The following is a 25,887-nucleotide window of genomic DNA, read 5'->3' as shown; positions in this document are numbered from 1 at the left end:
CACCTTCTTATCGCCTTCTGTAGAGCAGGGGCCCCTTCTTAACAGTCAGGCTCAGGCTCAGTTGCCGGTGCGTTCGCCGGTGACCCGCCAGGCCGTCGTGTCGCTGGGCGGCACGAAATCGCGGACCGGCTGGTCCCGCAGGGCGAAGGCGAGGATCTCCCCCACCGAATCCACCATCGCCCGCTGCACCGCGTGACCCACCGCGTCCTGGGGATCGTCCGGGTTGGCCGCCATCGCGGCGACCGCCAACTGTGGGGTGAACGCCACCACCGTCTCCGTGGCGTACCGCTCGGAGCTGCCGGTCTTGCCGCCCACCGGCCGATTGAGCTGGCCGCGCAGTCGGGTGGCCGTGCCGCCGTCGCAGGTGTGGTACATCGACTGGTCACCGACCGGGCAACGCGCCGCGTCCACCGCCGCACGGGACACGTCCACGTCGAGCACCTGCCGGCAGTCCGGTTGCCCGGCACCGACCCGCCGTCCGGTGGCGTCGGTGATCGAGGTGATCGGAGTGGGGGCGCACCAGATCCCCTCCGCCGCCACCGTGGCGTACGCCCCGGCCAGGTCCAGCGGGGTGGTAGCAGCCACGCCGAGCGTGAACGGCCCCCAGTCACGTGCCCCGTGCCGGGCCAGCTGGGCGTCGTCGCCGGCCCGCAACACAATGCCGAGCCGTTCGGCCATCTCCACCACCCGGTCGGCACCGACCTGCTCGGTCAGCCAGGCGAAGTAGGTGTTGACCGACTGCCCGAAGGCGGTCCACATGTCATGCTCGCCGCTCATCGACGCGCTGGCGTTCTCCGGGCACCAGTACCCGCCGCAACTGGTCTCGCCGCTGATCTGGTACCTGGTGCGAATCCGGTCCGGCGCGTCGAACACGGTGTTCAACGGCAACCCGGCCTCCAGCGCGGCCAGCAGCGTGAAGAGTTTGAACGTGGAGCCGCCCTGGTAGCCGACGATCGTGCCGCCCCCGCCGACGAGCTGGTTGACGGTGTTCGGGTGGTTCTTCTGCCCGGGCGGGTTCGCCGCCACGCTGTAGGTCCGGTTCACCGACATGGCCAGCACCCGCCCGGTGCCGGGCTGCACGACCGCGGTCGGCATCGCGTACCGGGCCTGCGCCGAGTAGACCCGACGCACCTGCTCGGTGGTGGACCGCTGCACCGCCGGGTCGAGGGTGGAGACGATGGTGAAGCCGCCCCGGCGCAGGGTGCGCTGCCGCTCGTCGACGGTGCTGCCGAACGCCCGCTGGTCGTTCCACCAGCGGGTGAACCAATCACAGAAGAAGCCCCAGTCGTTGTATCCCTCGGGCACCGCCGTGCAGTCGTTCGGGGTCTCGCTCGGGCGCAGGTTCAACGGCTCGGCCTGGGCGCGCTGGGCCACGTCGGGCGGGACCTGGCCGGACTCGACCAGCCGGTCCAGGACGTACCCCCGGCGGGCCATCGCGCTGTCCGCGTCGCCGTGGATCGGGTCGTCGGTGTGCGGCGAGCGCACCAACCCCGCCAGCAACGCGGCCTGAGCCAGCGTCAACTCGGCCGGCGAGACCGAGAAGTAGCGCTTGCTGGCGGCGGCGACACCGTACGCGCCGGCGCCGAAGTAGGCGATGTTGAGGTACCGGGCCAGGATCTGATCCTTGGTGAGCTCCCGTTCCAGGGCGAGCGCGTACCGGATCTCCTGAACCTTGCGCGCGGTGCTCACCTCGGTGGCGGCGGCCCGCTGCGCCTCGCTGAGCCGGGGATCGTTGCTCAGTACGTTGCGCACGTACTGCATGGTCAGCGTGGAGGCACCCTGCCGGGTGGCGCCGTCGCGCCGGTTGACGGTGAAGGCCCGCAGGATGCCACGCAGGTCGACCCCGCTGTGTTCGTGGAAACGGGCGTCCTCGGCGGCGATGATCGCCTGGCGCATCACCGGCGCCACCTCGTCCAACGGCACGTCCACCCGGTCCTCCTGGTAGAAGGAGGTGATCAGGGTGGTGCCGTCGTTGGCGTACAGGTTGGACCGTTGGGCGGTCGGCGGCGTACGCAGCGTGTTGGGCAGATCCGCGTACGGCGCGGAGAGCGCCGAGAGACCGACGCCGTACACCAGCGCGGCGGGCAGCGCCGCCACCGCCAGCGCCAGTCCGGCCAGCGCGCCGGCCAACAGGACGGTAAACACTTTCGGCAGCAACGCCCGGGTCATCAGCTCTCCCCGCAGGAGCCGTCAGGACCCTCTCAGAATGGCGCTTTTCACCACGTACGCCGCCCTTTCCCCCGAATACGGAGGAAATTCACCGATCAGGGCAGCAATGCCGCCGCGAGCGGATGAACGGTCTCCTCGATCTCGTCGGCTACCCGGGTGAAGCACTGGTCACCACGGCCCCACGGATCGTCGAGGTCGTCGCCGGGCAGCAGCGCGCCGCCCTGACGGGCCGCGTGTGCCGCCTCGACAAGTGCCACCCCGCGGGCGTGCACCGCCTCCGGCGTCGCCTCGGCCGCCGGCAACGTCGCCGGATCCACCGTGGCGAGCATCCGGCCGAACTCGCCGAGCACGAAGGTGCGCGACGCGGCGTCCGGGCGCAGCGCCACCACGTACTCCTGCTGGTCGGCGGTGGCGGTCAACACCAGGTCCGCCGCGTCGATGTGATCCGAGCGCAGCTTCCGGGCGGCGAACCCGGCGGTGCTGCCACCCCGGTTGACCACCTGCCGCGCGGCCGGCGGGTTCATCTCCTCGCCGGCGTGCCAGCCGCCCGTGCCGGCACTGTGACTGTGCAGGACCTCGTCGGCGCGGGCCGGGTCGACGTCACGCCGGACCAACCGCTCCCGTACGGCGACGACGAGCAGCCGCTCCGCCATCGGCGAGCGGCAGATGTTGCCCATGCAGACGTGCAGGACGGTGAACGGAGGCATCTACGCCACCTGACTCTCGCGCAGCTCCGGCACCACTTCGCGGAGCTTGGCCAGCCCGATGCCACCCTCCCGGACGAGCACCGGCACGTCACCTGTGAGATCCACGATCGTGCTGGGCACCGGATCCACGGCCGGTCCCGCCTCCAGGTACGCCCGCACCGAGTACCCGAGCTGGTCACGCGCCTCGTCGGCGGTGAGCGCGGGCTGCTGGCCGAACTTGTTGGCCGACGCGACCGCCATCGGGCCCGTCTCGCGCAGCACCTCCAACGCCACCGGATGCAGCGGCATCCGCACCGCCACCACCCCGCTGTCGTCGCCGAGATCCCAGCGCAGGCTCGCCGAGTGCTGCACCAGAATCGTCAACGCGCCCGGCCAGAACGCCTCCACCAGGTCTCGCGCCGCGGCCGGCAGCGAGAAGACCAGGCCGTCGAGGGTGTGCCGGGAACCGATCAGCACCGGCGGCGGCGAGTGCGGGGCATCCTTGGCGTCCAGCAGGGCCCTGACCGCGTACGGGGTGAAGGCGTCCGCGCCGATCCCGTAGACCGTGTCGGTCGGCAGGACCACCAACTCGCCGTTGCGGACCGCCTCGATGGCCGCAGCGATGCCGCGGTCCCGGTCGGCCATTGACCGGCAGTCGTAGAGCATCACGAGGAGTCAGTCTGCCACGTGTCGACCGGACCGGCTGCCGGGTGGTCCGCACGGCGGGACGCGGTGGCGAACCGGGCCCGCCCGGCGAGATCCCGGTGCGCGCTGATCGCGGTGTAGCGACCGTCCTCGGCAAGCAGTTCGGGCACCGCCGCGCCGTGCGTGTCGTCGTGTTCCACGCCGAGCTGACCGCCCGGCCGCAGCAGCGTCGCCGCCCGGTCGATCACCGGACGGATGACGCCCAGGCCGTCCGCCCCGGCGAACACCGCCTCCGCCGGGTCGTGCCCGGCCACCTCCGGGGGTACGGCCACCGCCTGCGGCACGTACGGCGGGTTGCACAACAGCACGTCGACCTGACCGACCAGCCCGGCCAGCAGGTCGGGGTCGGTGACGTCCGCCTCGACCACCTCGATCGGCCGGTCCCCCGCCGCAGCCCGGTCGGCGGCGTTGCGCCGCAGCCAGGCCAGCGCGGCCGACGAACGCTCGACCGCGACCACCCGGGCGTCCGGCACCTCCTGGGCCACCGACAGCGCGATCGCCCCGGACCCGCTGCACAGGTCCACCACCAACGGCCGGGGCCGGCCCGCCCGACGGGCCTGCTCGATCCCCCAGCCGGCGAGCAGTTCGGTCTCCGGGCGCGGGACGAAGACACCCGGCCCGACCGCCAGCTCCAGATGCCGGAAAGCGGCGTCACCGGTGAGGTGTTGCAGCGGCTCCCGCCGCGCCCGCCGACCCACAAGCGCTCGGTAACGGTCCAGTTGCTCGTCGGTGAAACCGTCGGCGATGGCCAACCGACCCCGCGGCACCCCGAGCACGTACGCGGCCAGCAGCTCCGCCTCCACCCGGGCCGAGGTCACCCCGGCGGCGAGCAGTTCCCGGGCCGCGACGGCCACCAGCGGAGACGGGCGGTGTCGTCTCGTACCTTCGGACGGGTATTGCGGCTCGGTGGTCACGCCATAATCATGAATCGTCGCGGTGCACGTGCAAAAGCAGGTGCAGCGGCGCACCGACAGGAGGTCGCGGGTGGGCTGGCTCGACCGGGTCGACGACCAGGTTGACGCCCTGAGAAAGGCGCGGGCGCTCCAAGAGGTGAGCCGCTCCACAGAGGCGTACGCGATCCTGGAGCAGGTGCTGCGTACCACAAGTGCTCCCCACGCCCGTGCCGATGCGCTGGTGCAGCGCCTCTCCGCGCTGATCAACCTGGGCCGCACGGCCGAGTACACCCGGGCCATCGAAGAGGCGTCCGCCGCGGTACGCGATCTCGCCGAGCCCTACCTGCACGGGCACCTCAACGCGCTGGCCGCGCTCGCCGCGCACCACCAGGGCGCGCTGGACCGCTGCGTGACCCACCTGGTGCGATCCGCCCGCGCGTTGGGGGCGGTGGACGACCCGGATCGGGACACCGCCTGGGGCTGGCACGACCTGGCGATGGCCTACTCCTACCTGAGCTTCCACGGCTACGCCCTCGGTGCGATCGAACGGGCCCGGCAACTCGGTAACGCCGCCGGCATCCCGGAGGAAACGTTCGCCGCCCCGGGCATCCGGCTGCGCAACGCGGTGGCCCTCGACCACACCGGTGACGGTGACGGTTGCCTGCGGGTACTGCGGGACATCGCCACCGACCTCGACCGGTTCATCGCCACCGGCACCGCCGACCGGCTGCGTCCCAGCAGCCTCGCCGCCTACGGCTACGCCGGGGCCCGGCGAGCCGCCCTCGGCGACGTCGTCGAGACCGTCCGCGGCGCCGACCCGGCCCGACTGCTCGGGCACGGGGCGGACAGCGCCCGCGCCCGCGACATGCGCCAACTCGGCCAGGTCTGTCTGGCCATCGCCGACGGTCGGCCCATCGAGGCGGTCACCCGGCTGGGCAGCGTGCAGGTCTCCGCCGAGACCCTCGGCGCCGCCGAGCCGGCCCGGCTGCGCAGCATCGCGCTGGGTCGGGCCGGTGACCATGCGGGGGCGCACCGGGCCGACCGGTTGGCCTTCCGACTCGCCGCCCAGCGTCACGACCGGCTGCGCGACGTATACATCGACGGCATCGCGGCCCGCATCGACCATGAGGAGATGCGCCGCGAGGCGGCCCGTTTCGAGGGTGAGGCGCTCACCGACCCGCTGACCGGGCTGCCGAACCGCCGCCGGCTGGAGCGCTACATCGCGGCAGTGGTCGCCCGGGGCGAGCGGGTCGTGATCGGCGTCTGCGACCTGGACGGCTTCAAGGCCGTCAACACCCGGCACGGGCACCACTCGGGGGACCTGGTCCTCCAGCGGATCGCCGGGGTGATCAACCGGGTGATGCGTCGGGGTGACTTCGTGGCCCGCTACGGCGGCGACGAGTTCGTGGTCGTGCTGCCGGGCGCCGGGATGACCGAGGCCGCCGAGGTGGCCCGGCGCATCGACGCCGCCATCCGCACCGAGGACTGGGAGTCGCTGGTGCCCGGCACCCCGGTCGGGGTCAGCATCGGGTTCTCCGAGGTCGCTCCGGGTGGTCCGGGGCAGCGGGACGCCCTCGGCGCCGCGTTCGAGGCGGCCGACCGGGAGATGCTGCGGGCCAAGGATCGCCCCCGCAGCGCCTGAGTGGGCTGGGCAGCCTGAGCAGGCTCAGCGGCGGGCGAGTTCCGGATCGCCGGCCAGCCGGGCGGCCCGGTCGGCCTCGCTGAGCGCGTCCAGCACGCCGTCGAGTTCGCCGGCGAGCGCCAGGTCGAGGTTGTACGCCGTGTAGCCGATCCGGTGATCGGTGATCCGGTTCTGCGGGAAGTTGTAGGTGCGGATGCGCTCCGACCGGTCGACCGTGCGCACCTGGGCCTTGCGCGCATCCGAGGCGGCCGCGTCGGCCTGCTCCTGGGCGGCGGCGAGCAACCGGGCCCGCAGGATCCGCATCGCCTGTTCCCGGTTCTGCAACTGGGACTTCTCGTTCTGGCAGGACACCACGATGCCGGTGGGCAGGTGGGTGATGCGCACTGCCGAGTCGGTGGTGTTCACCGACTGGCCGCCGGGCCCGGACGAGCGGAACACGTCGATCCGCAGTTCGTTGGGGTCGATGGTGACGTCGACGTCCTCGGCCTCCGGCAGCACCAGCACCCCGGCGGCACTTGTGTGGATGCGGCCCTGCGACTCGGTGACCGGCACCCGCTGCACCCGGTGGACGCCGCCCTCCCACTTGAGCCGGGACCACACGCCGTTGCCGCCCTCGGGAACACCCTTGGTCTTGATGGCCAGCGAGACGTCCTTGACCCCACCGAGGTCGGAGTCCTGGGCGTCGATCACCTCGGTGAGCCAGCCACGTCGCTCGGCGTACCGGGTGTACATCCGCAGGAGATCGCCGGCGAACAGGGCCGACTCCTCGCCGCCCTCGCCGGCCTTGATCTCGACGATGACGTCCTTGGCGTCGTGCGGATCGCGCGGAATCAGCAGTTCGGCCAGCCGTTCCTCGATCGCGGGCAGCTCCGCGGCGAGCGTCTCCGCCTCGGCCGCGAAGGACGGGTCCTCGGCGGCCAACTCCCGCGCCGCGGCCAGATCCGCCCGGGCCTGTTCCAGCTCCGCGGCGGCCTTGTTCAGCGGGACCAGCTCGGCGTACCGCCGGCCGACCCGCCGGGCGGTGCCCTGGTCGGCGTGGATGGCCGGGTCGGCCAGCCGCTTCTCCAGCTCGGCGTACTCGTCGAGGAGCCGGGCCAGGCGCTCGCTGCTCATGCGGGGCATCGCTCCTTCGACGGTGGCTACGGGTGGGAACAGACGGACGACGCCCGCGTCCGGCGGGAACCGGACGCGGGCGTCGGACCAGGAGCTACTTGGCCTTCTTGGCCTGAACCTTGGCGTACTTCTGCTGGAACTTCGCGACCCGACCAGCGGTGTCCAGGACGCGCTGCTTGCCGGTGTAGAACGGGTGGCAGGCGCTGCAGGTCTCGACGTGGATCGAGCCGCCCTTGGCGGTGCTGCGGGTGGTGAAGGTGTTGCCGCAGGAGCAGGTGACGTCGGTGCTCACGTACTCCGGGTGGATGTTCTGCTTCATGTCGCCTCGGTCCTCTCGTCGTGGTCGCCGGGTCGCCCTGGCGCGCCGCTGCGCGCCGATCAAGGGGCGTGAACCGGAACCGGTGGCCGATTGACCAGTCTGCCATGGCCCTCGCCGGGCCCCGGTATCGGGCCACACCAGCTGGTCGCCGGTAGCAACATCGGGCCGTCCGTACGCATTCCCGCCCCCCGCCGGCAGCATTCCTCCACCCGCCGCATCCATCCCGACGACCCCGTCCCGGCGGCTCCACCCCTCCCGCCGTCCCCCAGCCACGCACCGCTCGGCGGAGATAATCCCCTCCTTGCCCCCTTTGCTCTGCTCCAACCGGCGCATCATTTTCGACCGGTTTCCGGTGCGTGGGGTGAAGCAGAGCAAAGGGGCCAGAACCCAGGTGTACGACCGGCGTCCGGAGATGCCCGCTGGCGCGATCGGAATGCCGACGCGGACCCGGATGCCGACGCGGGCCGGGGCGGCTGTGCGAAAGGGGCGCGGCCGATTGGCCGCGCCCCTTTCGTCGATCTTCGTCGGTGGAACTACTCCCCCGGCGTCGACTTCGCGATCTGCATCAGGAACTCGATGTTCGTGCGGGACTGCTTGAGCCGGTCCAGCAGGAGGTCCAGTGACGCCTGCGAGTCCAGCGAGTGCAGCACCTTGCGGAGCTTGTGGATGATGGCCAGCTCCTCCGGCGCGAGCAGGATCTCCTCCTTGCGGGTACCGGAGGCGCTGACGTCCACGGCCGGGAAGGTCCGCTTGTCGGCGATCTTCCGGTCCAGCTTCAGCTCCGCGTTACCGGTGCCCTTGAACTCCTCGAAGATGACCGTGTCCGCCATCGAACCGGTCTCCACCAGCGCGGTGGCGAGGATGGTCAGCGAGCCGCCGTTCTCGATGTTGCGAGCCGCACCGAGGAAGCGCTTCGGCGGGTACAGCGCGGTGGAGTCGATACCACCCGACATGATCCGGCCGCTGGCCGGCGCCGCCAGGTTGTACGACCGACCGAGCCGGGTCACCGAGTCGAGCAGTACGACCACGTCGTGGCCCAGCTCGACCAGGCGCTTGGCCCGCTCGATCGCCAGCTCGGCGACCGTGGTGTGGTCCTGCGGCGGACGGTCGAACGTGGCCGCGATGACCTCGCCCTTCACCGAACGCTGCATGTCGGTGACCTCTTCGGGCCGCTCGTCGACCAGCACCACCATCAGGTGGCACTCCGGGTTGTTGTGCGTGATCGCGTTCGCGATCGCCTGGAGCACCATGGTCTTACCGGCCTTCGGCGGCGACACGATCAGCGCCCGCTGCCCCTTGCCGATCGGCATGACCAGGTCGATGACCCGGGTGGTGAGGATGTGCGGCTCGGTCTCCAGCCGCAGTCGCTCCTGCGGGTAGAGCGGGGTGAGCTTGTAGAACTCCGGCCGCCGCTTGGCCTCGTCCGGCTCCATCCCGTTGATGGTGTCCAGCCGGACCAGGGGGTTGTACTTGTCGCGACGCTGCTCGCCGTCCCGGGCCGCCCGCACCGCACCGGTGATCGCGTCACCGCGCCGCAGGCCGTACTTCTTGATCTGGGACATCGACACGTACACGTCGTTCGCGCCGGCCAGGTAGCCGGTGGTCCGGACGAAGGCGTAGTTGTCGAGCACGTCGACGATGCCGGCCACCGGCACGAGTACGTCGTCCTCGCCGACCTGCGGCTCACGGCCGCCCTCACGGCCGCCCTCGCCGCCGGAATCGCCGCGCTCGTTACGGCCCCGCCGACGGTCCCGGAAGCGGCTACGCCGACTGCGCCGGCCGCCGTTCTCGTCATCGTCGTCGGTGTTGTTGTCCCGCTCGGTACGCTGCCCGCGCTCGCCACGATCCCCGCGCTCACCACGGTCGCCGCGCTCCGTACGCTCACCGCGGTCCCCGCGCTCCGTACGCTCACCGCGCTCGGCGGCACGATCCCCGCGCTCAGCACGCTCACCGCGCTCAGCACGCTCACCGCGCTCAGCACGCTCACCGCGCTCAGCACGCTCGCCGCGCTCAGCAGCCCGCTCAGCACGATCCCCGCGCTCGGCAGCCCGCTCGGTACGGTCACCGCGCTCGGCGGCACGGTCACCGCTGCGGTCGGCCGTACGCTCGGCACGCTCCGCAGTACGCTCACCGCCACGCTCGGCGGCGGCGCGGCCGGACCGGCCCTCGCTCCGCTCGCCGGTCTCGGCGGCGGCTTCCTCGGCCCGCGGCTCCGCCACAGCGGTGGCCCGCGTGCGCCGGGTCCGGGTACGGCCCTCGGTCTCCACGCTCGCCGCTGGTTGCTCGGCGGCGCGGCGCCCGGCCTCCGGCCGCTCAGCCGTCTCGCGTACCTCGGCGTGGACCTCTTCGCGAGCGGGCGCAGCGGCCGCCGCCACCTCGGCCCGTGGTCGAGGGGCGCCCGCGGCGCTGCCCTGCCGCTCGGTGATCGCGCTGATCAGCTCGCCTTTGCGCATGCGAGCTGTCCCCGAGATGCCGAGCGACGCAGCCAGGCTCTGGAGCTCCGGCAGCAGCATCGCCGACAAGCCGGTGCCGCTGCGCCGGCGGCGGGCAGGAGCAGCGGTGGTGGCATCGCCAGCGACGTTGGAAACATCCGACGTCACGTCGGTGGTGTCGCTCAATGGATTCCTTCCCTCGATAGGCCGGGACTGCCCGGAATCGAACTACAGGTGGCCGGGCGGCCTCGGTGCACCCGCCTCGCATGACGCTTTGCGGGAGTCTGTGACACAGCAGCCGGTCGGTCGCCCGACCCACCATGAAAGCGGCGAGCGGGGCTTCGCCGTCTGCGGCGACCAGTGAAGACTGCGGTGCGGCGTGGCCTAGGCAGGGGTGACGGGCTTACCGCCGAAAGCTTCGGGGGTGCGCCGACCCGCAGGAGATCGCATGCTTCGCGGCTGTGCTAAGTCTAGAGCGTAATCAACTCTTGCGACCTGCGGCAACAGGGTCCCGCTCCGCGTGTCCGAGTCTACCTTGCTCGACCTGCGCCCCGCGCACGTCTACCGCCAACCGCAGAATCTGCCATTCTGTTCCCGCCTCGAACCCTTCGGGCAGGTCAGACAGGGCGAGCGCGGTCGGGCCCGCCCCACTGACCACGGCCGGCACACCGGCCGCACGCAACGCGTGGACCACGGCCGCCGTATCGGGCATCGAGGCCGCCCGGTAATCCTGGTGCAGCCGGTCGACGGTGGCCGGCAGCAACAGATCCGGCTGTGTGGTCAACGCGTGCACCAGCAACGCCGCCCGACCGGCATTGAGCGCGGCATCGCCGTGCGGCACGGTCGCCGGCAGCGCCGCCCGGGCGGAGGCGGTCAGGCCGCGTTCGGTGGGTACCAGCACCGTGGGGCGTACGCCCTCGGCCACCGGCAACGACACGGCCCGCGCGCCGGAGGGCTCCGTCCAGGCCAGGGTGAACCCGCCGAGCAGGCAGGGTGCCACGTTGTCGGGATGCCCCTCGATCCGGGCGGCCAGCCGCAGCGCGGCCTCGTCGTCGAGCCGCTGGGTCCCGTCGGTCACCAGGGCCCGAGCCAGCAGCACCCCGGCGACGATGGCGGCCGAGGAGGAGCCGAGCCCGCGGGCCTGCGGGATGCGATTCACGCACTCCACCGCCAACCCGGACGGCTGCCCGCCGAGTTCGTCGAAGGCCGCCCGCATCGCGCGTACCACCAGGTGCCCGTCGTTGCGCGGCAGGTCACCGGCGCCCTCACCGTCCACGGAGACGGTCACGCCGCTGGCGGTCACCTCGGCGGCCACGTCGTCGTAGAGCGCGAGGGCGAGACCCAGCGCGTCGAAGCCGGGCCCCAGGTTCGCGCTGGTGGCGGGGACCCGGACCCGGACCGGGCCGGCGGCGAAAGTGGTCGGCACGCCGCCCATGCTAGGGCTCGACCGACGCGGTCCGACGCGGATGCCCGACCCCTGAGACGCACCTCGCGCCCGAACACGCTTGCGCTGAGGCTCCTACCGAGTGCCGGTCTCGGCGACGGTCGGTGCCGGGGCGGCCAGTGACAGCCGTCGGGTGGCCAGCCGCCAGCCGATCGCGTAGGTCAACGTGACCAGGCCACAGCTGGCCAGCACGACCCGCTCGTCCACCACGTCGATGACGGAGGCGACCACGAGTTGGCTTACCGAGATGGCCAGGGTCGCCAGCATCATGTCGGTGGCGAAGACCCGGCCGCGCAACCGGTCCGGCACCTCACCCTGCAACGCGAAGTTGGACATCACCCAGTTGCTGCCACCGGCGAAGTGCGCCACGAAGACCAGGACCAGCACCAACGGAAACCAGGACACCACTGAGGTGCCGAGGTAGGCCAGCCCGTACGCCGACATGGACAGTGCCAGCCCCGGCAGCAGCCAGGCCCGGTTGGTAAGCACCCGACGCATCAGGATCGGGCCGACGAGCGCGCCCGCGCCGCGTACCGCGAACAGCAGGCCGGCGCCCAGCGGGCCGACCCCGTACAGCCCGGCCAGCAGGGGGAAGACGGTCAGGACCCCATTGCCCAGCCCGACCGCCGACTTCACCGTGACCAGGGCCAGCACCCGCGGGCGGTGCCCGATGTAGCCCAGTGCCTCGCGGATCGCCGTCCAGGTCTGCGGCACCGGCGCGTTCTCGTCGCGGGGCGCCTGCAACGGCCGGCGGATGCGCCCGGCCAGGACCGCGGCGATCACCAGGCCGACCGCGGCCACCCAGAAGCAGACGTACGGGCCGGTAGCGGCGGCGAGCACACCGCCGAGTGAGGCGCCGACGATGGTCATCGTGCCCCAGGCCGATCCGGCCACCGCGTTACCCGCGGCCAACTCCTCCGGTTCGAGGACGTTGGGCAGGGCGGCCTGTGCGGCCGGGGAGTAGAACGCCTTGGCCACCGCGACCACGCCGATGCCCAGCATCGCCAGCCAGGCCGTACCGGCGCTGCGTACGCCGAGCAGGAGCAGCACACCGACGAGCGCGGCGCCGTTCGAGATGATCATGATCTTGCGGCGGTCGAACCGGTCGGCGATGGTCCCGGTGTACGGCAGCAGCAACGCCACGATGCCGGTGTCCACAGCCAGCACCAGCGCACCCCACACGCCACTACCGGTCAGCTTCGGCAGCAGGACGAGCAACGGCACCATCACGAACCAGTCGGCACCGAAGACCACCAACTCGGCCAGGAACAGATTGCGGAAGTTCCGGTTGCGAGTGAGGACCGAGAGGGTGGACGCCACGAGGCGGACCATACCTGGCAGGCGTCGCCGACTGAGTCGCGGCGCGGACATCGACGGAGATACGCCACGATCGCGTAACCAGGACCACCGCCGAGGCACGACCGGGCTCGTCGGTACGGCCCGGCTCGTCGGTACACACGGGCTCGTCGGTACGCACGGCCCTGCCGGACGCCGACGCCCCCGGCGGTCGCCGGGGGCGTCGGTCCTGGTGCTGGTGTCGGTCCTGGTGCTGTCCGGCCGTTACTCCGCGGGTGGGAAGGGTGAGTTGCGGCTCTTGGGCAGCCGGAGCACCTCGAACTGGTCGGTGCCGTCCACCAGCGCGCCGGACGGCGCCGCCGGCACCGGACGGCTCTGCGCCGGACGCTTGTCGGTCGCGGGCCCCTGCGTGGCGGGCTCGGCGGTGGGCGGCTGCTCGTCGTCCGGCTTCGTCGCGTCGGTGTCCGACACGGCTGGACCGGAGTCGGAGGCGCCGCCGGAGCGACCCGCCCGCCAACTGCGCACCGACTGCTTGGTGTCTTCCACCATCGCGTAGAGGGTGGGCACCAGGATCAGCGTGAGCAGGGTGGAGCTGAGCAGTCCGCCGATCACCACGATCGCCAGCGGTCGGGAGATGAAGCCGCCCTCGCCGGTGAGCCCGAAGGCCATCGGCGTCAACGCGAAGATGGTGGCGATGGCGGTCATCAGGATCGGACGCAGCCGGTGCCGTCCACCCTCGACCACGGCCTCCCGTACGCCCATCCCCTGCGCCCGGTACTGGTTGACCAGGTCCAGCAGCACGATCGCGTTTGTCACCACGATGCCGACGAGCATGAGTACGCCGATCAGCGCCGGCACGCTCAACGCCGTCCCGGTGGCCAGCAGCAGGGCGACCGCCCCGGTGGCCGCGAACGGAATGGAGACCAGCAGGATCAACGCCTGCACCACGCTACGGAACGTGGCCATCATGATCAGGAACACGATCGCGATCGCGGCCAGCACGGCCAGGCCCAGGTCGGCGAAGGTCTCCCGCTGCTCGGCGCTGACCCCGCCCAGGGTCAACGTGGCCCCCGGTACGTCGATCGCGTCGAGCCGCTGCTGCAACTCCGTGCTGATCGCGCCGAGGTCGGAGCCGGTCACCGTACCGGTCACCGAGACGCTGCGCTCACCGTCGATCCGGCGTACCTGCTGCGGCCCTTCGGTCTCGGTGACCTCGGCGATGTCGCCGAGCTTGACCGGGCCGACCGGCAGTGCCTTCAGCTCGTCCACCGTCAGCGGCGGCTTCGCCGACAGGCGCAGCACCACGTCCCGACTGCCGCCGGAAATGCTCACCTGACCCACCGGCGTGCCCCGGAACGACTGCGCCACCAGTTGGCCGATCGCCGCCTCGGTGAGCCCGGCCCGGCTGGCCGCGACCCGATCGACCGCGACGTCCACCCGCGGCACCTGCTGGGCGAGGGTGGTCGAGACGTCCTCGACGCCGGAGATGCCGGCAAGCGCCACCCGGGCCTGCTCGGCGGCGGCCGCCAGCGTCTCCTGGTCGGCGGCGCGCACGATGACCGCCAGTTCGTTTGCGGACGCGCCACCCTGACCGGCCGGGAAGGTGATCTCGCCGGCCGTCGCACCGAGCGACGCGAACCGCTCGCGCAGGATGCCGCGCATGGCCTTGGCGTCGGTCTCGCCGTCGAGCCGCAGCGCGTAACTGGCCACGTTGTTGCCGGCGCTGCCGGTCCACGGACTGTCCCCACCCCCGGCGGTGACCTGGTACGACTCGACACCCGGGGTGTCGGCCAGCACCGCCTCGACCCGGCGGGCCGCCGCGTCGGTGCCGGCCAGCCCGGTGCCCACCGGCAGTTCCTGCCGGATGTTGAGGGTGTCCTGACCGGAGTCGTCGAGGAAGTTGCTCTCCAGTTGCCGGGCCAGACCGAAGGTGCCGAAGAGCACGAGCACGCCCACGGCCAGCGTGGCCCAGCGGTACGCCCGCCGGCCGGTGGCGAACCGGATCACCGGCAGGTACGCCCGCTGCAACGGGCTGCGCAGCTCGCGCTCCTCGGCGGCCCGGCGGATCGCCTCGCCGTCGGTGCCGGCAACCGGCTTGAGGAACCAGTACGCCAGCACCGGGATCACCGTCAACGACACCAGCAGCGAGGCGAGCAGCGCCACGGTGACCGTGATCGCGAACGGCGCGAACAGCTGCCCGACGAAGCCGCCGACCAGGGCGATCGGGGCGAAGACGGCGACCGTGGTGAGGGTGGAGGCGGTGACCGCCCCGGCCACCTCGCGGACGGCGGTGAGGATCGCCTCCCGCTTCGGTTCGCCGTAGGTCAGATGCCGTTTGATGTTCTCCAGCACCACGATCGAGTCGTCCACCACCCGGCCGACCGCCACCGTCAGCGCGCCGAGGGTGAGCAGGTTGAGCGAGTAGTCGCCGATCCAGAGGGCGAGCAGCGCGACCACCACCGACAGCGGGATGGAGACCGCGGTGACGATCGTGGACCGGATCGACAGCAGGAACACCAGGATGACCACCACGGCCATGATCAGGCCCAGCAGACCCTCGGTGCTCAGCGTCTTGATCGACTTCTCCACGAACGGCGCCTGGTCCAGCACCACGGTCAGCTCGGCCCCGGTCGCACCGCGCAGGTCGTCGAGCCGGTCGGCGACCGCGTGCGAGATCTGGACCGCGTTGCCGTCCGGGTCGGCGGTGACCGCGATGCCCAGGCTCTCCCGGCCGTTGGTACGGGTGATCGCGGTGGGCGGGGTCAGCTGCTCCTCGACCGTGGCGACGTCACCGAGCCGGACCGGACCGGCCTTCTTGACCGGCGGGGCGACGATCACGTCCCGCAGTTCGTCCAACGTGGTCAGCGGGGCACCGACCTGCACCGGCAGGCTGCGGTCGCCGTCCAGCACGGCACCGGCCGGTACCGCCACCCCGTTGGCCTTCAACGCGGTGGTGATCGCGGTCGGCTGCACCTTCGCCTTCGCCAGCTTCGCCGGATCGGGCGTGATCACCACCAGCTCGTCGCGGACGCCTGTCAACTCGACGCCGCGTACGCCCTCGATCGCCGCCAACTCGGGCACCACGACATCCCGCAGCTTCGACGCGAGTTCCCGCTCGTCACCGCCACCGGACGCGGCCAGCACCACGGCCGGCAGGTCGTCGGTGCTGCCCGCGAAGACCTGCGGGTCGACGCCGTCGGGCAGCCGGGTACGGTTCAGCGCGGTCTGCATCTTGCTGACCACGTCGTCCAGGTCGGTGCCGAACTCGTACTGGACGGTGATGGTGGTCAGGCCCTCGCGGGAGATCGAGGTGACGGTGTCCAGCGCCGGGATGCTCCGCAGGCTGTTCTCGATCGGCTCGGTGACCTGGGACTCGACGACCTCCGGCGCGGCACCGGGATACGAGGCGACGATGAACGCGGCGGGGAACTCCAGCGAGGGCAGGAGTTGCTGCTTCAGCGACGGCACGGCGTACGCACCGAACGCCGTGGTCACCACTGCGATGAGGGCTACCAGCCCCCGGTTGGCGAGGCTGAATCTGGCGAGCAGCGACATCGGCGTGACTCACTCCTGGGGGAGACGGTCGTGGGGCACGAGCAGTGTGCCCGACCCGTTCCCTTCGTCTGCTTCCGGGGCGGTAGTGACCGTTCCTGTCGCGGTGCCGATACGCAGCGATGCCATCAGGTCCCGGCTGAACGAGGCCACCACCCGCGCCCGCCTCGCCGAGGGCACCGGCGCCGAGGCCCTGCTGCGGCTCTGCGCGGCGTACTTCGACCTCGGCGACCTGCTCTCGCTGGTCTTCTCCGAGCCCGCGCTGGTGAACGACCCCGCCTGGAGCACCGAGGTCTGCGACGACGACTTCCACGCCATGGTCGCCCGGGGCCACGCCGACGGCAGCATCGATCCGGCACTACCCGCGACGTGGTTGCAGTCGGTCCTCTGGTCCCAGCTCTACGCCGGCTGGAGCTACCTCACCGACCACCAGATCTCCCGCCACGAAGCCCTGGCCCTGGTCCTCCGCACCCTCACCAACGCGGTAAAACCCCACCCCGGTTGAGTTGATCAAGAGGTTTGCGTCAGAAACGGCGCCGACCGAGACGCAAACTTCTTGATCAACGCAAAGGTCGGGGGGGGTGGGCGGTGAGGGGAGGGGGAGGTTAGGCGAGGTCCAGGGAGCGGGCGGCGGCCAGGGGGTCGTTGGCGATGGTTACCGGGGAGGGGGCGGTGGAGATGGCCCACTCCGGGTCCTTGAGGCCGTGGCCGGTGACCGTGCAGACGACTGTGGAGCCGGCCGGTACCCGACCGGCGGCGGCCTGCTGGAGCAGACCCGCCACGCTGGCCGCGCTGCCCAGCTCGACGAAGACACCGACCTCCCGGGCCAGCAGCCGGTACGCGGCGAGGATGTCCCGGTCGGTGACCGCGTCGATCAGGCCGCCGGAGGCGTCCCGGGCGTCCAGGGCCTTGGTCCAGCTGGCCGGGTTGCCGATCCGGATGGCGGTGGCGATGGTCGACGGCTCGGGCACCACCTGCCCGGTGACGATCGGCGCGGCACCGGCGGCCTGGAAGCCGTACATCCGGGGGGTGCGGGTGGCGTTGCCGGCCGCGACGTCCTCGGTGTAGCCCATCCAGTACGCGGAGATGTTGCCGGCGTTGCCGACCGGCAGGCAGTGGATGTCCGGTGCGTCACCCAGGGCCTCGACGATCTCGAAGGCTGCCGTCTTCTGGCCGTGCAGCCGGTCGATGTTTACCGAGTTGACGAGCGCCACCGGGTAGTCCTGGGCGAGCTTGGCAGCCAGCGCCAGGCAGTCGTCGAAGTTGCCGGTGACCTGGAGCAGCTTGGCACCGTGCACGAGCGCCTGGGCCAGCTTGCCCAACGCGATCTTGCCCTGCGGCACCAGCACCGCACAGGTCACCCCGGCACGGGCCGCGTACGCGGCGGCGGAGGCGCTGGTGTTGCCGGTGGAGGCGCAGATGATCGCCTTGTTGCCGGCCTCGACCGCCTTGGAGACGGCCATCGTCATGCCACGGTCCTTGAACGAGCCGGTCGGGTTCGCCCCCTCCACCTTGAGGTAGACGTCACAGCCGAGCCGGGCGGAGAGCACCGGCGCGGGCAGCAGCGGGGTGTTCCCCTCGTGCAGCGTGACAACCGGCGTGGCGTCGGTGACCGGCAGTCGGTCCCGGTAGGCGTCGATCAGGCCCCGCCACATGTCGTTCTCCTCGTCTCAAGTCTGCCGTGTCGGCCACTACCAGCCTCGCGCGGCCGTGCCGAGCTCCTGTCGGCGCACCCACCCCCACCCACCTGGCGGGACACGCCTGTCACCCCACCAGTCAACCAGCCCGACCCGACCGCCCGGCAGCGGCCGTACGGCCAGGTCAGGTCGGGCCGGGTCAGGTCGCCAGTGCGAGCCGCGTGGTCAGAAGCCGCCCTCGACCCGCAGCACGCTCGTCACCGACCGGACGATCTCCAGACCGCGCAGCTCGTCGACGGTGGCCGCGAGCGCCGCGTCCGGTGCCACGTGGGTCACGATCACCAGTACGGCGTCGCCGTTGCCGCCGCCTGCCGGGCCCTGCCGCACGGTGGCGAGGGAGACCTCGTGCCGGGCGAACACCCCGGCCACCGCCTCCAGTACGCCCGGACGGTCGGCCACGTCGAGGCTGATGTGGTAGCGGGTGAGCGCCTCCCCCATCGGCCGCACCGGCAGCGCCGCGTACGAGGACTCGCTTGCCGAACGGACTCCGGCGAGCCGGTTGCGGGACACCGCCACCACGTCGCCGAGCACCGCGCTGGCGGTCGGCGCGCCACCGGCACCCCGACCGTAGAACATCAGCTGACCGGCCGCGTCGGCCTCGACGAAGACCGCGTTGAACGCGTCACCGACGCTGGCCAGCGGGTGGGTCAGCGGGATCAGTGCCGGGTGCACCCGGACGTTCACCGACTCCTGGCCCTGCGCGTCGGTGCTCCGGGCCGCGATGCAGAGCAGCTTGATGGTGCAGCCCATCGCCTTGGCGCTGGCCACGTCGGCGGCGGTGACCTCGGTGATGCCCTCCCGGTGCACGTCGGCCGCGCCGACCCGGGTGTGGAAGGCCAGCGAGGCGAGGATGGCGGCCTTGGCCGCCGCGTCGAAGCCCTCCACGTCGGCGGTCGGGTCGGCCTCGGCGTACCCCAGTGCGGTCGCCTCCTCCAGCGCCTCGGCGAAGCCGGCGCCGGTGGCGTGCATGGCGGAGAGGATGAAGTTGGTGGTGCCGTTGACGATGCCGGTGACCTGGGTGATCCGGTCCCCGTGCAGCGACTCGCGCAGCGGGCGCAGCAGCGGGATCGCACCGGCCACGGACGCCTCGTAGTAGAGGTCGCCGCCGCCCTCGACCGCCGCGTCGTGCAGCGCACCGCCGTCCTCGGCGAGCAGGGCCTTGTTGGCGGTGACCACGCTCTTGCCGGCCCGCAGCGCCTCCACCAGCCAACTGCGCGCCGGCTCGATGCCGCCGACCACCTCGACCACCACGTCGACGTCGTCGCGCTTGATCAGACCGAGCGCGTCCGTGGTGAACAGCGCCGGGTCCACCGGCAGCTCACCCCGGTCACGACCGATCCGGCGTACGGCGATGCCGGCGATCTCCAGCGGGGCACCGATCCGGGCGGCGAGGTCAGCGGACTGCTCGTGCAGCAGCCGGACCACCTCGGCACCGACAGTGCCACAGCCGAGCAGGGCCAGGCGCACAGGTTGTTTCATCCCACATCCAAGGCGAGCAGGTCAGCTTCGGTCTCCCGCCGGACGATCAGCCGGGCCTGGCCGTCGCGTACCGCGACCACGGGGGGTCGGGGCACGTGGTTGTAATTGCTGGCCATGCTGCGGCAGTAGGCACCTGTGCCAGGCACCGCGACAAGATCTCCGGGCTGCACGTCCGCGGGCAGGAATTCATCCTTCACCACGATATCCCCGGACTCACAATGCTTTCCCACCACGCGGGCGAGCATGGGCTCGGCGGTGCTGGCCCGGCCGGCCAGGGTGGCCGAGTACGAGGCGTCGTAGAGGGCGGTCCGGATGTTGTCGCTCATCCCGCCGTCGACGCTGACGTACGTCCGGATGCCATCGACGTCCTTGACCGTGCCCACCTCGTAGAGCGTGAACACGGCCGGGCCGACGATCGCCCGGCCCGGCTCGATCGACAGGTGCGGCACGGCCAACTGCTCCGCCGCACACTCCGAGTCGACGATCTTGCGCAGCCGCTTGGCCAGGTCGTGCGGGGCGGCCGGGTCGTCCTGGCTGGTGTACGCGATGCCGAAACCGCCACCGAGGTCCAACTCGGGCAACTCCACCCCGCGGGCGTCGCGGATCTGCGCCTGAAGGGCGAGCACCCGACGGGCGGAGACCTCGAACCCGCTGGTGTCGAAGATCTGCGAGCCGATGTGCGAGTGCAGCCCGCGCAGCTCCAGCACGCCCTCGTCGAGGATGCGCAGGGCAGCGGCGATGGCCGCGCCGCCGGCGAGAGAGAAGCCGAACTTCTGGTCCTCGTGGGCGGTGGCGATGAACTCGTGGGTGTGTGCCTCGACACCGACGGTGACCCGGATCAGCACCCTCGGGCGGATCGCCCGCTCCCGGGCCAGCGCGGTCAACCGGTCGATCTCGGCGAACGAGTCGACGATGATCCGGCCGACGCCCGCGTCCAGCGCCCGCCGCAGCTCCGCCTCGGACTTGTTGTTGCCGTGGAAACCGATCCGCTCCGGCGGCATCCCCGCGGCCAGCGCCACGGCCAGCTCACCACCGCTGCACACGTCGAGGAACATGCCCTCCTCGGCGATCATCCGGACCACCGCGCGGCACAGGAACGCCTTGCCGGCGTAGTAGACGTCCTCGGTGGGGAAGGCCGCCCGGAAGTCCCGGCAGCGCGAGCGCAGGTCGTCCTCGTCGAGCACGTAGACCGGGGTGCCGAACTCGGCCGCGATGTCGCGTACGCCCAGGCCCGCGACGACCAGGTCGCCGTCGGCGCCGCGCGTCGTGTTGCGTGGCCACAGTTGCGGCATCAGGGCGTTGACGTCGGCCGGGGTACGCAGCCAGGCCGGCCCCCGGTTGCCGATGTCGCCGTGCAGCGCACCAGCCTCATGAGCACGCATTTTGAGAACTACATCCTCTCCGGGGCCGAGACGCCGAGCAGGCGCAGGCCGTTGGCGATGACCACCCGGGTGGCGTCGTTGAGCCAGAGCCGAGCCCGGTGCAGGTCGGTGACCTCCTCGTCACCGCGCGGCAGGACCCGGCAGTTGTCGTAGAACCTGTGGTACGCGGCGGCCGTGATCTCCAGGTAGCGGGCCACCCGGTGCGGCTCGCGCAGCTCGGCGGCGGCGGCGACCACGGCGGGGAACTCGGCGAGCGCCTTGAGCAGCTCGTTCTCCTTGTCGTGGTCGAGCAGCTCGGGGCGGAACGCGTCGGCGTCACCCCGGGTCAGCCCGACCTCGGCGGCGTTACGCGCGACGTTCGCCGTCCGAGCCGCCACGTACTGCACGTAGTAGACCGGGTTGTCGTTGCCCGCCTTGGTCCACAGCTCGATGTCGATGTCGATCGGAGAGTCGCTGGAGTAGCGGGCCAGCGCGTACCGGGAGGCGTCCACGCCGATCGCGTCGACCAGGTCCTCCAGGGTGATCACCGTGCCGGCGCGCTTGCTCATCCGTACCGGTGCGCCGTCGCGGACCAGGTTGACCAGCTGGCCGATGAGGATCTCCAGGTTCTGGGCCGGGTCGTCGCCGAAGCAGGCGGACATCGCCTTCATCCGGCCGATGTAGCCGTGGTGGTCCGCACCCAGCATGATCACGACCCGGTCGAAGCCACGCTCGCGCTTGTCCAGGTAGTAGGCGCAGTCCGCGGCGAAGTACGTCCACTCGCCGTTGGACTTGCGCAGCACCCGGTCCTTGTCGTCACCGAAGTCGGTGGTGCGCAGCCAGGTGGCGCCGTCGGCCTCGAAGATGTGCCCCTGCTCACGCAGCCGGTTCAGGGCGTGCTCCAACTCACCCCGGTCGTGCAGGTCCTTCTCGTTGAAGTAGGTGTCGAACTCCACCCCGAAGTCCCGCAGCGAGGACTTGATCTCGGCGAACATCAGCTGGACGCCCTCGACCCGGAAGACCTCCTGGGCGGCGGCCTCGTCCAACGACAGCACCTCCGGCCGCAGGGCGGTGACCTGGTTGGCGATCTCGGCGATGTACGCGCCGCCGTAGCCGTCCTCCGGAGCGGGCTCCCCCTTGGCGGCGGCGAGCAGCGAGCGGGCGAACCGGTCGATCTGGGAGCCGGCGTCGTTGAAGTAGTACTCCGTGCCGACGTCCGCGCCGGCGGCGCGCAGCAGCCGGCTCAACGCGTCGCCGACCGCCGCCCACCGGACCCCGCCGATGTGCACCGGGCCGGTCGGGTTGGCCGAGACGAACTCAAGGTTGATCTTCAGACCCGCGAGCACCTCACCCCGGCCGTACTCCTCGCCCGCCGTCACGATCGTGCGGGCCAACTGGCCGGCGGCGGCGGCGTCGAGCCGGATGTTCAGGAAGCCCGGACCGGCGATCTCCACCGACTTGATCCCCGGCGTGCTGCCGAGCCGGGCAGCCAGGTCGCCGGCCAGCTCGCGCGGCGGTACGCCCACCTTCTTGCTCAGTTGGAGCGCCAGCGTCGAGGCGTAGTCGCCGTGATCGGGATTACGCGGTCGCTCGACCGTCGTCTGCTCCGGCAGCGCCGAGCGGTCCAGGCCTCGGTCGGCAAAGACGGCGTGAGCGGCGGCTAGGACAGCTTCGGCGAGTTCTGCGGGAGTCACCGAACCATGTTATCGGGGGTAGACTCGGCCTCCGCGGCGGCGACCCGGCATCGGGGGCTGGGCCGCCGGATCCCCTGACCGACCGACCTGACGAGGACCGATGAGCATCAGCACCCCGGGCGGCCCGCAGCGGCGCCCGACCGTGGTCAGCACCGGCAAGAAGCCGGCGGCGGGCCGGCCGGCCGCCGACACCAAGGCCGCTTCCACCAAGCCGGCGACACCCAAACGTGCTGGTGGGGGCGGCAAGGGACCACGCAAGCCAATCACCCCGGTCAAGGTCAGCCAGGGCCGTTCCTGGGGCCCGATCGCCCTCTTCGTCGCCGTCGGCGTGCTCGCCACGTCGATCATCGGGTACGGCGCCTGGGCGGCCATCCGGGGCGCCCAGACGTGGGAGGAGAAGGCGGCCCAGATCGAGGGCATCGTCAACTTCCGCGAGACCGACCCGGAAGCCATCGCCAACTCGGAGCACCGCTCCGGCAAGCAGGAGTACGCGCAGAGCCCGCCGGTCGGCGGCCCGCACAACAACACCTGGCAGCGCTGCCTCGGTGACGTCTACGACGCGCCGATCGCCGCTGAGCACGCCCTGCACAGCATGGAGCACGGCGCGGTCTGGCTCACCTACCGCCCCGACCTGCCGGCCGCCGACGTGGAGAAGTTGGCCAGTGTGATCCGTGGTAACGACTTCATGATGATGAGCCCGTACGAGGGCCTCGACAAGCCGGTCTCGATCCAGGCCTGGGGCTACCAGCTCAAGGTCGACAGCGCCGACGACCCGCGGATCAAGGAGTTCGCCACCACCCTGGCGCAGAACGCCACCGTGGAGCCGGGCGCCACCTGCTCCGCCGGCAACTACACCACCGGCACCGGCACGGAGCCGCGTGACATGCAGCCGTCGATGGGCGGCTGACATGCCCAGCGCGGTGCAGGAGACGGCGGTCGAGGAGCGGGCCGCCTCGGCGCAGCCACGGCCGGGGTCCCCGATGCTGCGCTACCTGACCCTGGCCATGACGGCGTTGCTGCTGCTCGGCGCCGGCTGGACGGCGGCCACCCTTTACGCCGGGCGCACGCCGGGTGAGACGTCGGCCGAGGCCGGGTTCGCGCGGGACATGTCGCGCCACCACGCCCAGGCGGTGGAGATGGCCATGATCGCGTACGCCAAGGGCCAGGATCCGGCGGTCCGGCAGATCGGGTACGACATCGCCCTGACCCAGCAGGCCCAGATCGGTCACATGCAGCGCTGGCTGCAGGAGTGGGATCTGCTGCCCACCGGCTCCCGGCCGTCGATGGAGTGGATGTCCGACGGGGTCACGGCGGACGCCGACGGCCTGATGCCCGGCATGGCCACCCGCGAGGAGATCGCCAGCCTGCACGAGGCCCAGGGCGCCGAGGTCGACCGCCTCTTCCTCGACCTGATGATCAAGCACCACATCGGCGGCGTGCACATGGCCGACGGGGTGCTCGACGCCACTGACCGCCCCGAGGTGGTTCGGATGGCCCAGTCGATGAAGCAGGGTCAGCAGAAGGAGATCAACGAGTTGCGGAAGCTCCAGCAGGGCGTCGGCTGACCCCTGTACCCGCGCCTGACCGGTGCCGCCCCGCTCACATCGAGCGGGGCGGCACCGTTTTCCCGCTGATGACGATCCCTGTCGGCACCCGCCCCAAGGGCACCCGGTATCGGGTCCTCCGTCATGGCTTGGTGGCATAAGACCGATTTTCCCTCTAGGGGTTACTTAGAGAGAAGTGCACTCGTTGTCCAGGACGTGGGGGTTGCACTCAGAGACGCACGGCGTTCCGTCACCAGCTGGTGCCGGCGCCACACCATCGGCGGTGACGGGACGGTGGCAGCCGTCCGTCGCGGACAGCGGCAGGGTGAGCCGGGATCGCTCAGCCGCGAACAGGAGCTGGAACTCATCGACACCCTGCGGGGCGTCCACCCCGACGAGTTCGGCCTGGACGAGGAGCTGTGGACCCGACAGAGCCTCCAGGCTCTGATCCAGCAGCACTTCGGGCTGACCATGGAGAACGGCGCGGTCGGGGCGTACCTGCGGGCCTGGGGGTTGGGTCCCCGCGAGCCCCGCGAGCGGGCCTGCGGCCTCTGCGTCGGCGCGGTCGAGCGCTGGGTACGCAGCGAGTACCCGGCGATCACCCGGGCCGCCCAGGAGCACCTCGCCGAGGTCTACTGGCTCGGCCGGGTACGGCTGCGGGGCACGATGCCGGCCGCCGACGTGATCTCCGCCGTCTCGTCCCGGGGACGGGTCCGCTTCATGATCACCACGCCGTCGCTCGACCCGGCGCTGCCCCGGGACTTCGTCCTGCGGCTCAGCGGTGCCGAGCAGCGGACCGTACACCTGATCGTGGACGGCTCCTGGGCGCGCAACGAATGGCCCCGCCGGCTGCCCCGACGCATCGTGCCGCACCCGCTGCCGAGCTGCGGCCGCACCGCCGCCGCCTGACCTCGACCACCCGATTGACCAGGGCCTGAATCGGTCTCGGCACGGACCCGCACCCGACCGGAAGCGTGATCAGGGACGGACGGGTACCGATTCGGCGATTCAAGGAGGAGTTTGCTAGTCTTCTCCAGTCGCTGAGCCCCCGTAGCTCAGGGGATAGAGCACCGCCCTCCGGAGGCGGGGGCGCAGGTTCGAATCCTGCCGGGGGCACACTTGCTAGCAAGGATTCGCTCAGCGCGAGATCGATCAGCGCGACAAGGCCGCCGACCAGGGAAATCCGGTCAGCGGCCTTTACCGTTTCCGGCCACCGTTGCCTGAACGCCTGCGCCGCGAATGGTGTCCGCCCAGTTCAGAGGCGGCTCATACACTTCCCTGATGCAAGATGATCATGATGTGATCGAGCGGACGGCACGAGCCGCCGCCGACGGGGACCGGGATGCGCTGGAGGCGCTGCTCGCCCAGGTGCGGCCGGAGGTGCTGCGGCTCTGCGGGCGGTTCCTGCCCAACCGGGAGGACGCCGAGGAAGCCTGCCAGGACACGCTGCTCGCGCTGGCCACCGGCATCGGGTCGTTCGACGGGCGCTCGTCCTTCCGGACCTGGCTCTACCGGGTCGCGGCCAACCGGTCCCGCTCGACCTATCAGGCACTGCGACGTCGGTGGATGGTCGAGACCGCACGTGCCCTGCCCCCGGAGCGGGCCGATCCCGCTCGTACCAGCGTGATCGCCGGTACCCGGTTGGACCTGCTGGAGGGGCTCGACGCCATCGGCGCCGACCTCGCGGAGCCGGTGGCGCTGCGGGACGTGATGGGGCTGAGCTACCGCGAGGTCGCCCAACTACTGGGGTTGCCCGAAGGCACCGTGAAGTCCCGCATTCACGAGGGGCGGCGCCGGCTGCGGGCCCGACTCACCGACGCCGGGCCGCGCGCCAACGACTCCTGATCATGCTGAGGGCCAG

20 protein-coding genes and 1 tRNA gene are annotated in these 25,887 nt (G+C 71.4%); 7 read left to right on the top strand and 14 right to left on the bottom strand.

Annotation, left to right across the window (positions count from 1 at the left end; all coding sequences use genetic code 11):
- Positions 1-57: 57 nt before the first annotated feature.
- The 4 genes from C1A38_RS19810 to prmC all read right to left on the bottom strand — a co-directional run bounded on the left by C1A38_RS19810 (position 58) and on the right by prmC (position 4,474).
- Positions 58-2,169 carry a transglycosylase domain-containing protein gene (locus tag C1A38_RS19810; RefSeq protein ID WP_102659255.1) on the bottom strand — a complete coding sequence of 704 codons (2,112 nt, stop codon included), beginning with the start codon at positions 2,167-2,169 and terminating at the stop codon, positions 58-60.
- 95 nt (positions 2,170-2,264) lie between these two features.
- Entirely contained in the window at positions 2,265-2,876 is a 612-nt protein-coding gene (locus tag C1A38_RS19805) for an arsenate reductase/protein-tyrosine-phosphatase family protein (RefSeq protein ID WP_102659254.1), read from the bottom strand.
- Positions 2,877-3,521: an L-threonylcarbamoyladenylate synthase gene (locus C1A38_RS19800; RefSeq protein ID WP_102659253.1), complete on the bottom strand. Its 645-nt coding sequence runs from the start codon at positions 3,519-3,521 to the stop codon at positions 2,877-2,879.
- Complete coding sequence (prmC, locus tag C1A38_RS19795) at positions 3,521-4,474, bottom strand: peptide chain release factor N(5)-glutamine methyltransferase (protein WP_199180262.1); 954 nt, start codon at positions 4,472-4,474, stop codon at positions 3,521-3,523. Before prmC ends, C1A38_RS19800 begins: the two co-directional genes overlap by 1 nt.
- A gap of 70 nt (positions 4,475-4,544) precedes the next feature.
- On the opposite strand from prmC, the gene C1A38_RS19790 reads away from it, so the two are divergent.
- Positions 4,545-6,095, top strand: a complete 1,551-nt coding sequence (locus C1A38_RS19790; protein WP_102659252.1) for a GGDEF domain-containing protein — start codon at positions 4,545-4,547, stop codon at positions 6,093-6,095.
- A 24-nt stretch (positions 6,096-6,119) separates the two neighbouring features.
- Here C1A38_RS19790 and prfA read toward each other — a convergent pair whose 3' ends face one another.
- The 6 genes from prfA to C1A38_RS19760 form a co-directional block, all read right to left on the bottom strand.
- Complete coding sequence (gene prfA, locus C1A38_RS19785) at positions 6,120-7,208, bottom strand: peptide chain release factor 1 (protein ID WP_102659251.1); 1,089 nt, start codon at positions 7,206-7,208, stop codon at positions 6,120-6,122.
- A 94-nt stretch (positions 7,209-7,302) separates the two neighbouring features.
- The gene (gene rpmE, locus C1A38_RS19780; protein WP_102659250.1) at positions 7,303-7,527 is read right to left on the bottom strand and encodes a 50S ribosomal protein L31; all 225 of its coding nucleotides are present in this window, start codon (positions 7,525-7,527) and stop codon (positions 7,303-7,305) included.
- A 533-nt stretch (positions 7,528-8,060) separates the two neighbouring features.
- Positions 8,061-10,145 (bottom strand): transcription termination factor Rho, encoded by a 2,085-nt coding sequence (gene rho, locus C1A38_RS19775; protein ID WP_102659249.1) that lies wholly within the window; start codon positions 10,143-10,145, stop codon positions 8,061-8,063.
- 295 nt (positions 10,146-10,440) lie between these two features.
- Positions 10,441-11,385, bottom strand: a complete 945-nt coding sequence (thrB, locus tag C1A38_RS19770; RefSeq protein WP_502696947.1) for a homoserine kinase — start codon at positions 11,383-11,385, stop codon at positions 10,441-10,443.
- A gap of 93 nt (positions 11,386-11,478) precedes the next feature.
- Positions 11,479-12,723: an MFS transporter gene (locus C1A38_RS19765; protein ID WP_102659267.1), complete on the bottom strand. Its 1,245-nt coding sequence runs from the start codon at positions 12,721-12,723 to the stop codon at positions 11,479-11,481.
- 240 nt (positions 12,724-12,963) lie between these two features.
- The gene (locus C1A38_RS19760) at positions 12,964-16,254 is read right to left on the bottom strand and encodes an efflux RND transporter permease subunit (RefSeq protein WP_102659247.1); all 3,291 of its coding nucleotides are present in this window, start codon (positions 16,252-16,254) and stop codon (positions 12,964-12,966) included.
- An 85-nt stretch (positions 16,255-16,339) separates the two neighbouring features.
- Here C1A38_RS19760 and C1A38_RS19755 point away from each other — a divergent pair, with 85 nt between their 5' ends.
- Entirely contained in the window at positions 16,340-16,756 is a 417-nt protein-coding gene (locus C1A38_RS19755) for a hypothetical protein (protein WP_102659246.1), read from the top strand.
- A gap of 100 nt (positions 16,757-16,856) precedes the next feature.
- On the opposite strand, the gene thrC is transcribed toward C1A38_RS19755, so the two are convergent.
- The 4 genes from thrC to argS form a co-directional block, all read right to left on the bottom strand.
- On the bottom strand, positions 16,857-17,906 hold the full coding sequence (gene thrC, locus C1A38_RS19750) for a threonine synthase (protein ID WP_013735658.1): 1,050 nt from the start codon (positions 17,904-17,906) through the stop codon (positions 16,857-16,859).
- A gap of 207 nt (positions 17,907-18,113) precedes the next feature.
- Positions 18,114-19,415: a homoserine dehydrogenase gene (locus C1A38_RS19745; RefSeq protein WP_013735659.1), complete on the bottom strand. Its 1,302-nt coding sequence runs from the start codon at positions 19,413-19,415 to the stop codon at positions 18,114-18,116.
- Positions 19,416-19,423: 8 nt separating this feature from the next.
- Entirely contained in the window at positions 19,424-20,809 is a 1,386-nt protein-coding gene (gene lysA / locus C1A38_RS19740; protein ID WP_102659245.1) for a diaminopimelate decarboxylase, read from the bottom strand.
- Between the two features lie 8 nt (positions 20,810-20,817).
- A complete protein-coding gene (gene argS, locus C1A38_RS19735) occupies positions 20,818-22,482 on the bottom strand; it encodes an arginine--tRNA ligase (RefSeq protein WP_102659244.1) in 1,665 nt (554 codons plus the stop codon).
- A 100-nt stretch (positions 22,483-22,582) separates the two neighbouring features.
- Between argS and C1A38_RS19725 the strand changes: the two genes are divergently transcribed.
- The 5 genes from C1A38_RS19725 (at position 22,583) to C1A38_RS19705 (ending at position 25,871) form a co-directional block, all read left to right on the top strand.
- Positions 22,583-23,389 carry a thioredoxin-like domain-containing protein gene (locus C1A38_RS19725; RefSeq protein WP_102659243.1) on the top strand — a complete coding sequence of 269 codons (807 nt, stop codon included), beginning with the start codon at positions 22,583-22,585 and terminating at the stop codon, positions 23,387-23,389.
- A 1-nt stretch (position 23,390) separates the two neighbouring features.
- Positions 23,391-24,047 carry a DUF305 domain-containing protein gene (locus C1A38_RS19720; RefSeq protein ID WP_102659242.1) on the top strand — a complete coding sequence of 219 codons (657 nt, stop codon included), beginning with the start codon at positions 23,391-23,393 and terminating at the stop codon, positions 24,045-24,047.
- A 195-nt stretch (positions 24,048-24,242) separates the two neighbouring features.
- Positions 24,243-24,935, top strand: coding sequence for a winged helix-turn-helix domain-containing protein (locus C1A38_RS19715; RefSeq protein WP_102659241.1), 693 nt, complete (start codon positions 24,243-24,245; stop codon positions 24,933-24,935).
- A gap of 135 nt (positions 24,936-25,070) precedes the next feature.
- Positions 25,071-25,142, top strand: a tRNA-Arg gene (locus C1A38_RS19710).
- A 165-nt stretch (positions 25,143-25,307) separates the two neighbouring features.
- Positions 25,308-25,871 carry an RNA polymerase sigma factor gene (locus C1A38_RS19705; protein ID WP_102659266.1) on the top strand — a complete coding sequence of 188 codons (564 nt, stop codon included), beginning with the start codon at positions 25,308-25,310 and terminating at the stop codon, positions 25,869-25,871.
- Positions 25,872-25,887: the final 16 nt, after the last annotated feature.

The sequence above is a fragment of the Verrucosispora sp. ts21 genome (assembly GCF_002879555.1).
Classification (GTDB): domain Bacteria; phylum Actinomycetota; class Actinomycetes; order Mycobacteriales; family Micromonosporaceae; genus Micromonospora; species Micromonospora gifhornensis.
This window is presented reverse-complemented; position numbering and strand designations above follow the sequence as displayed.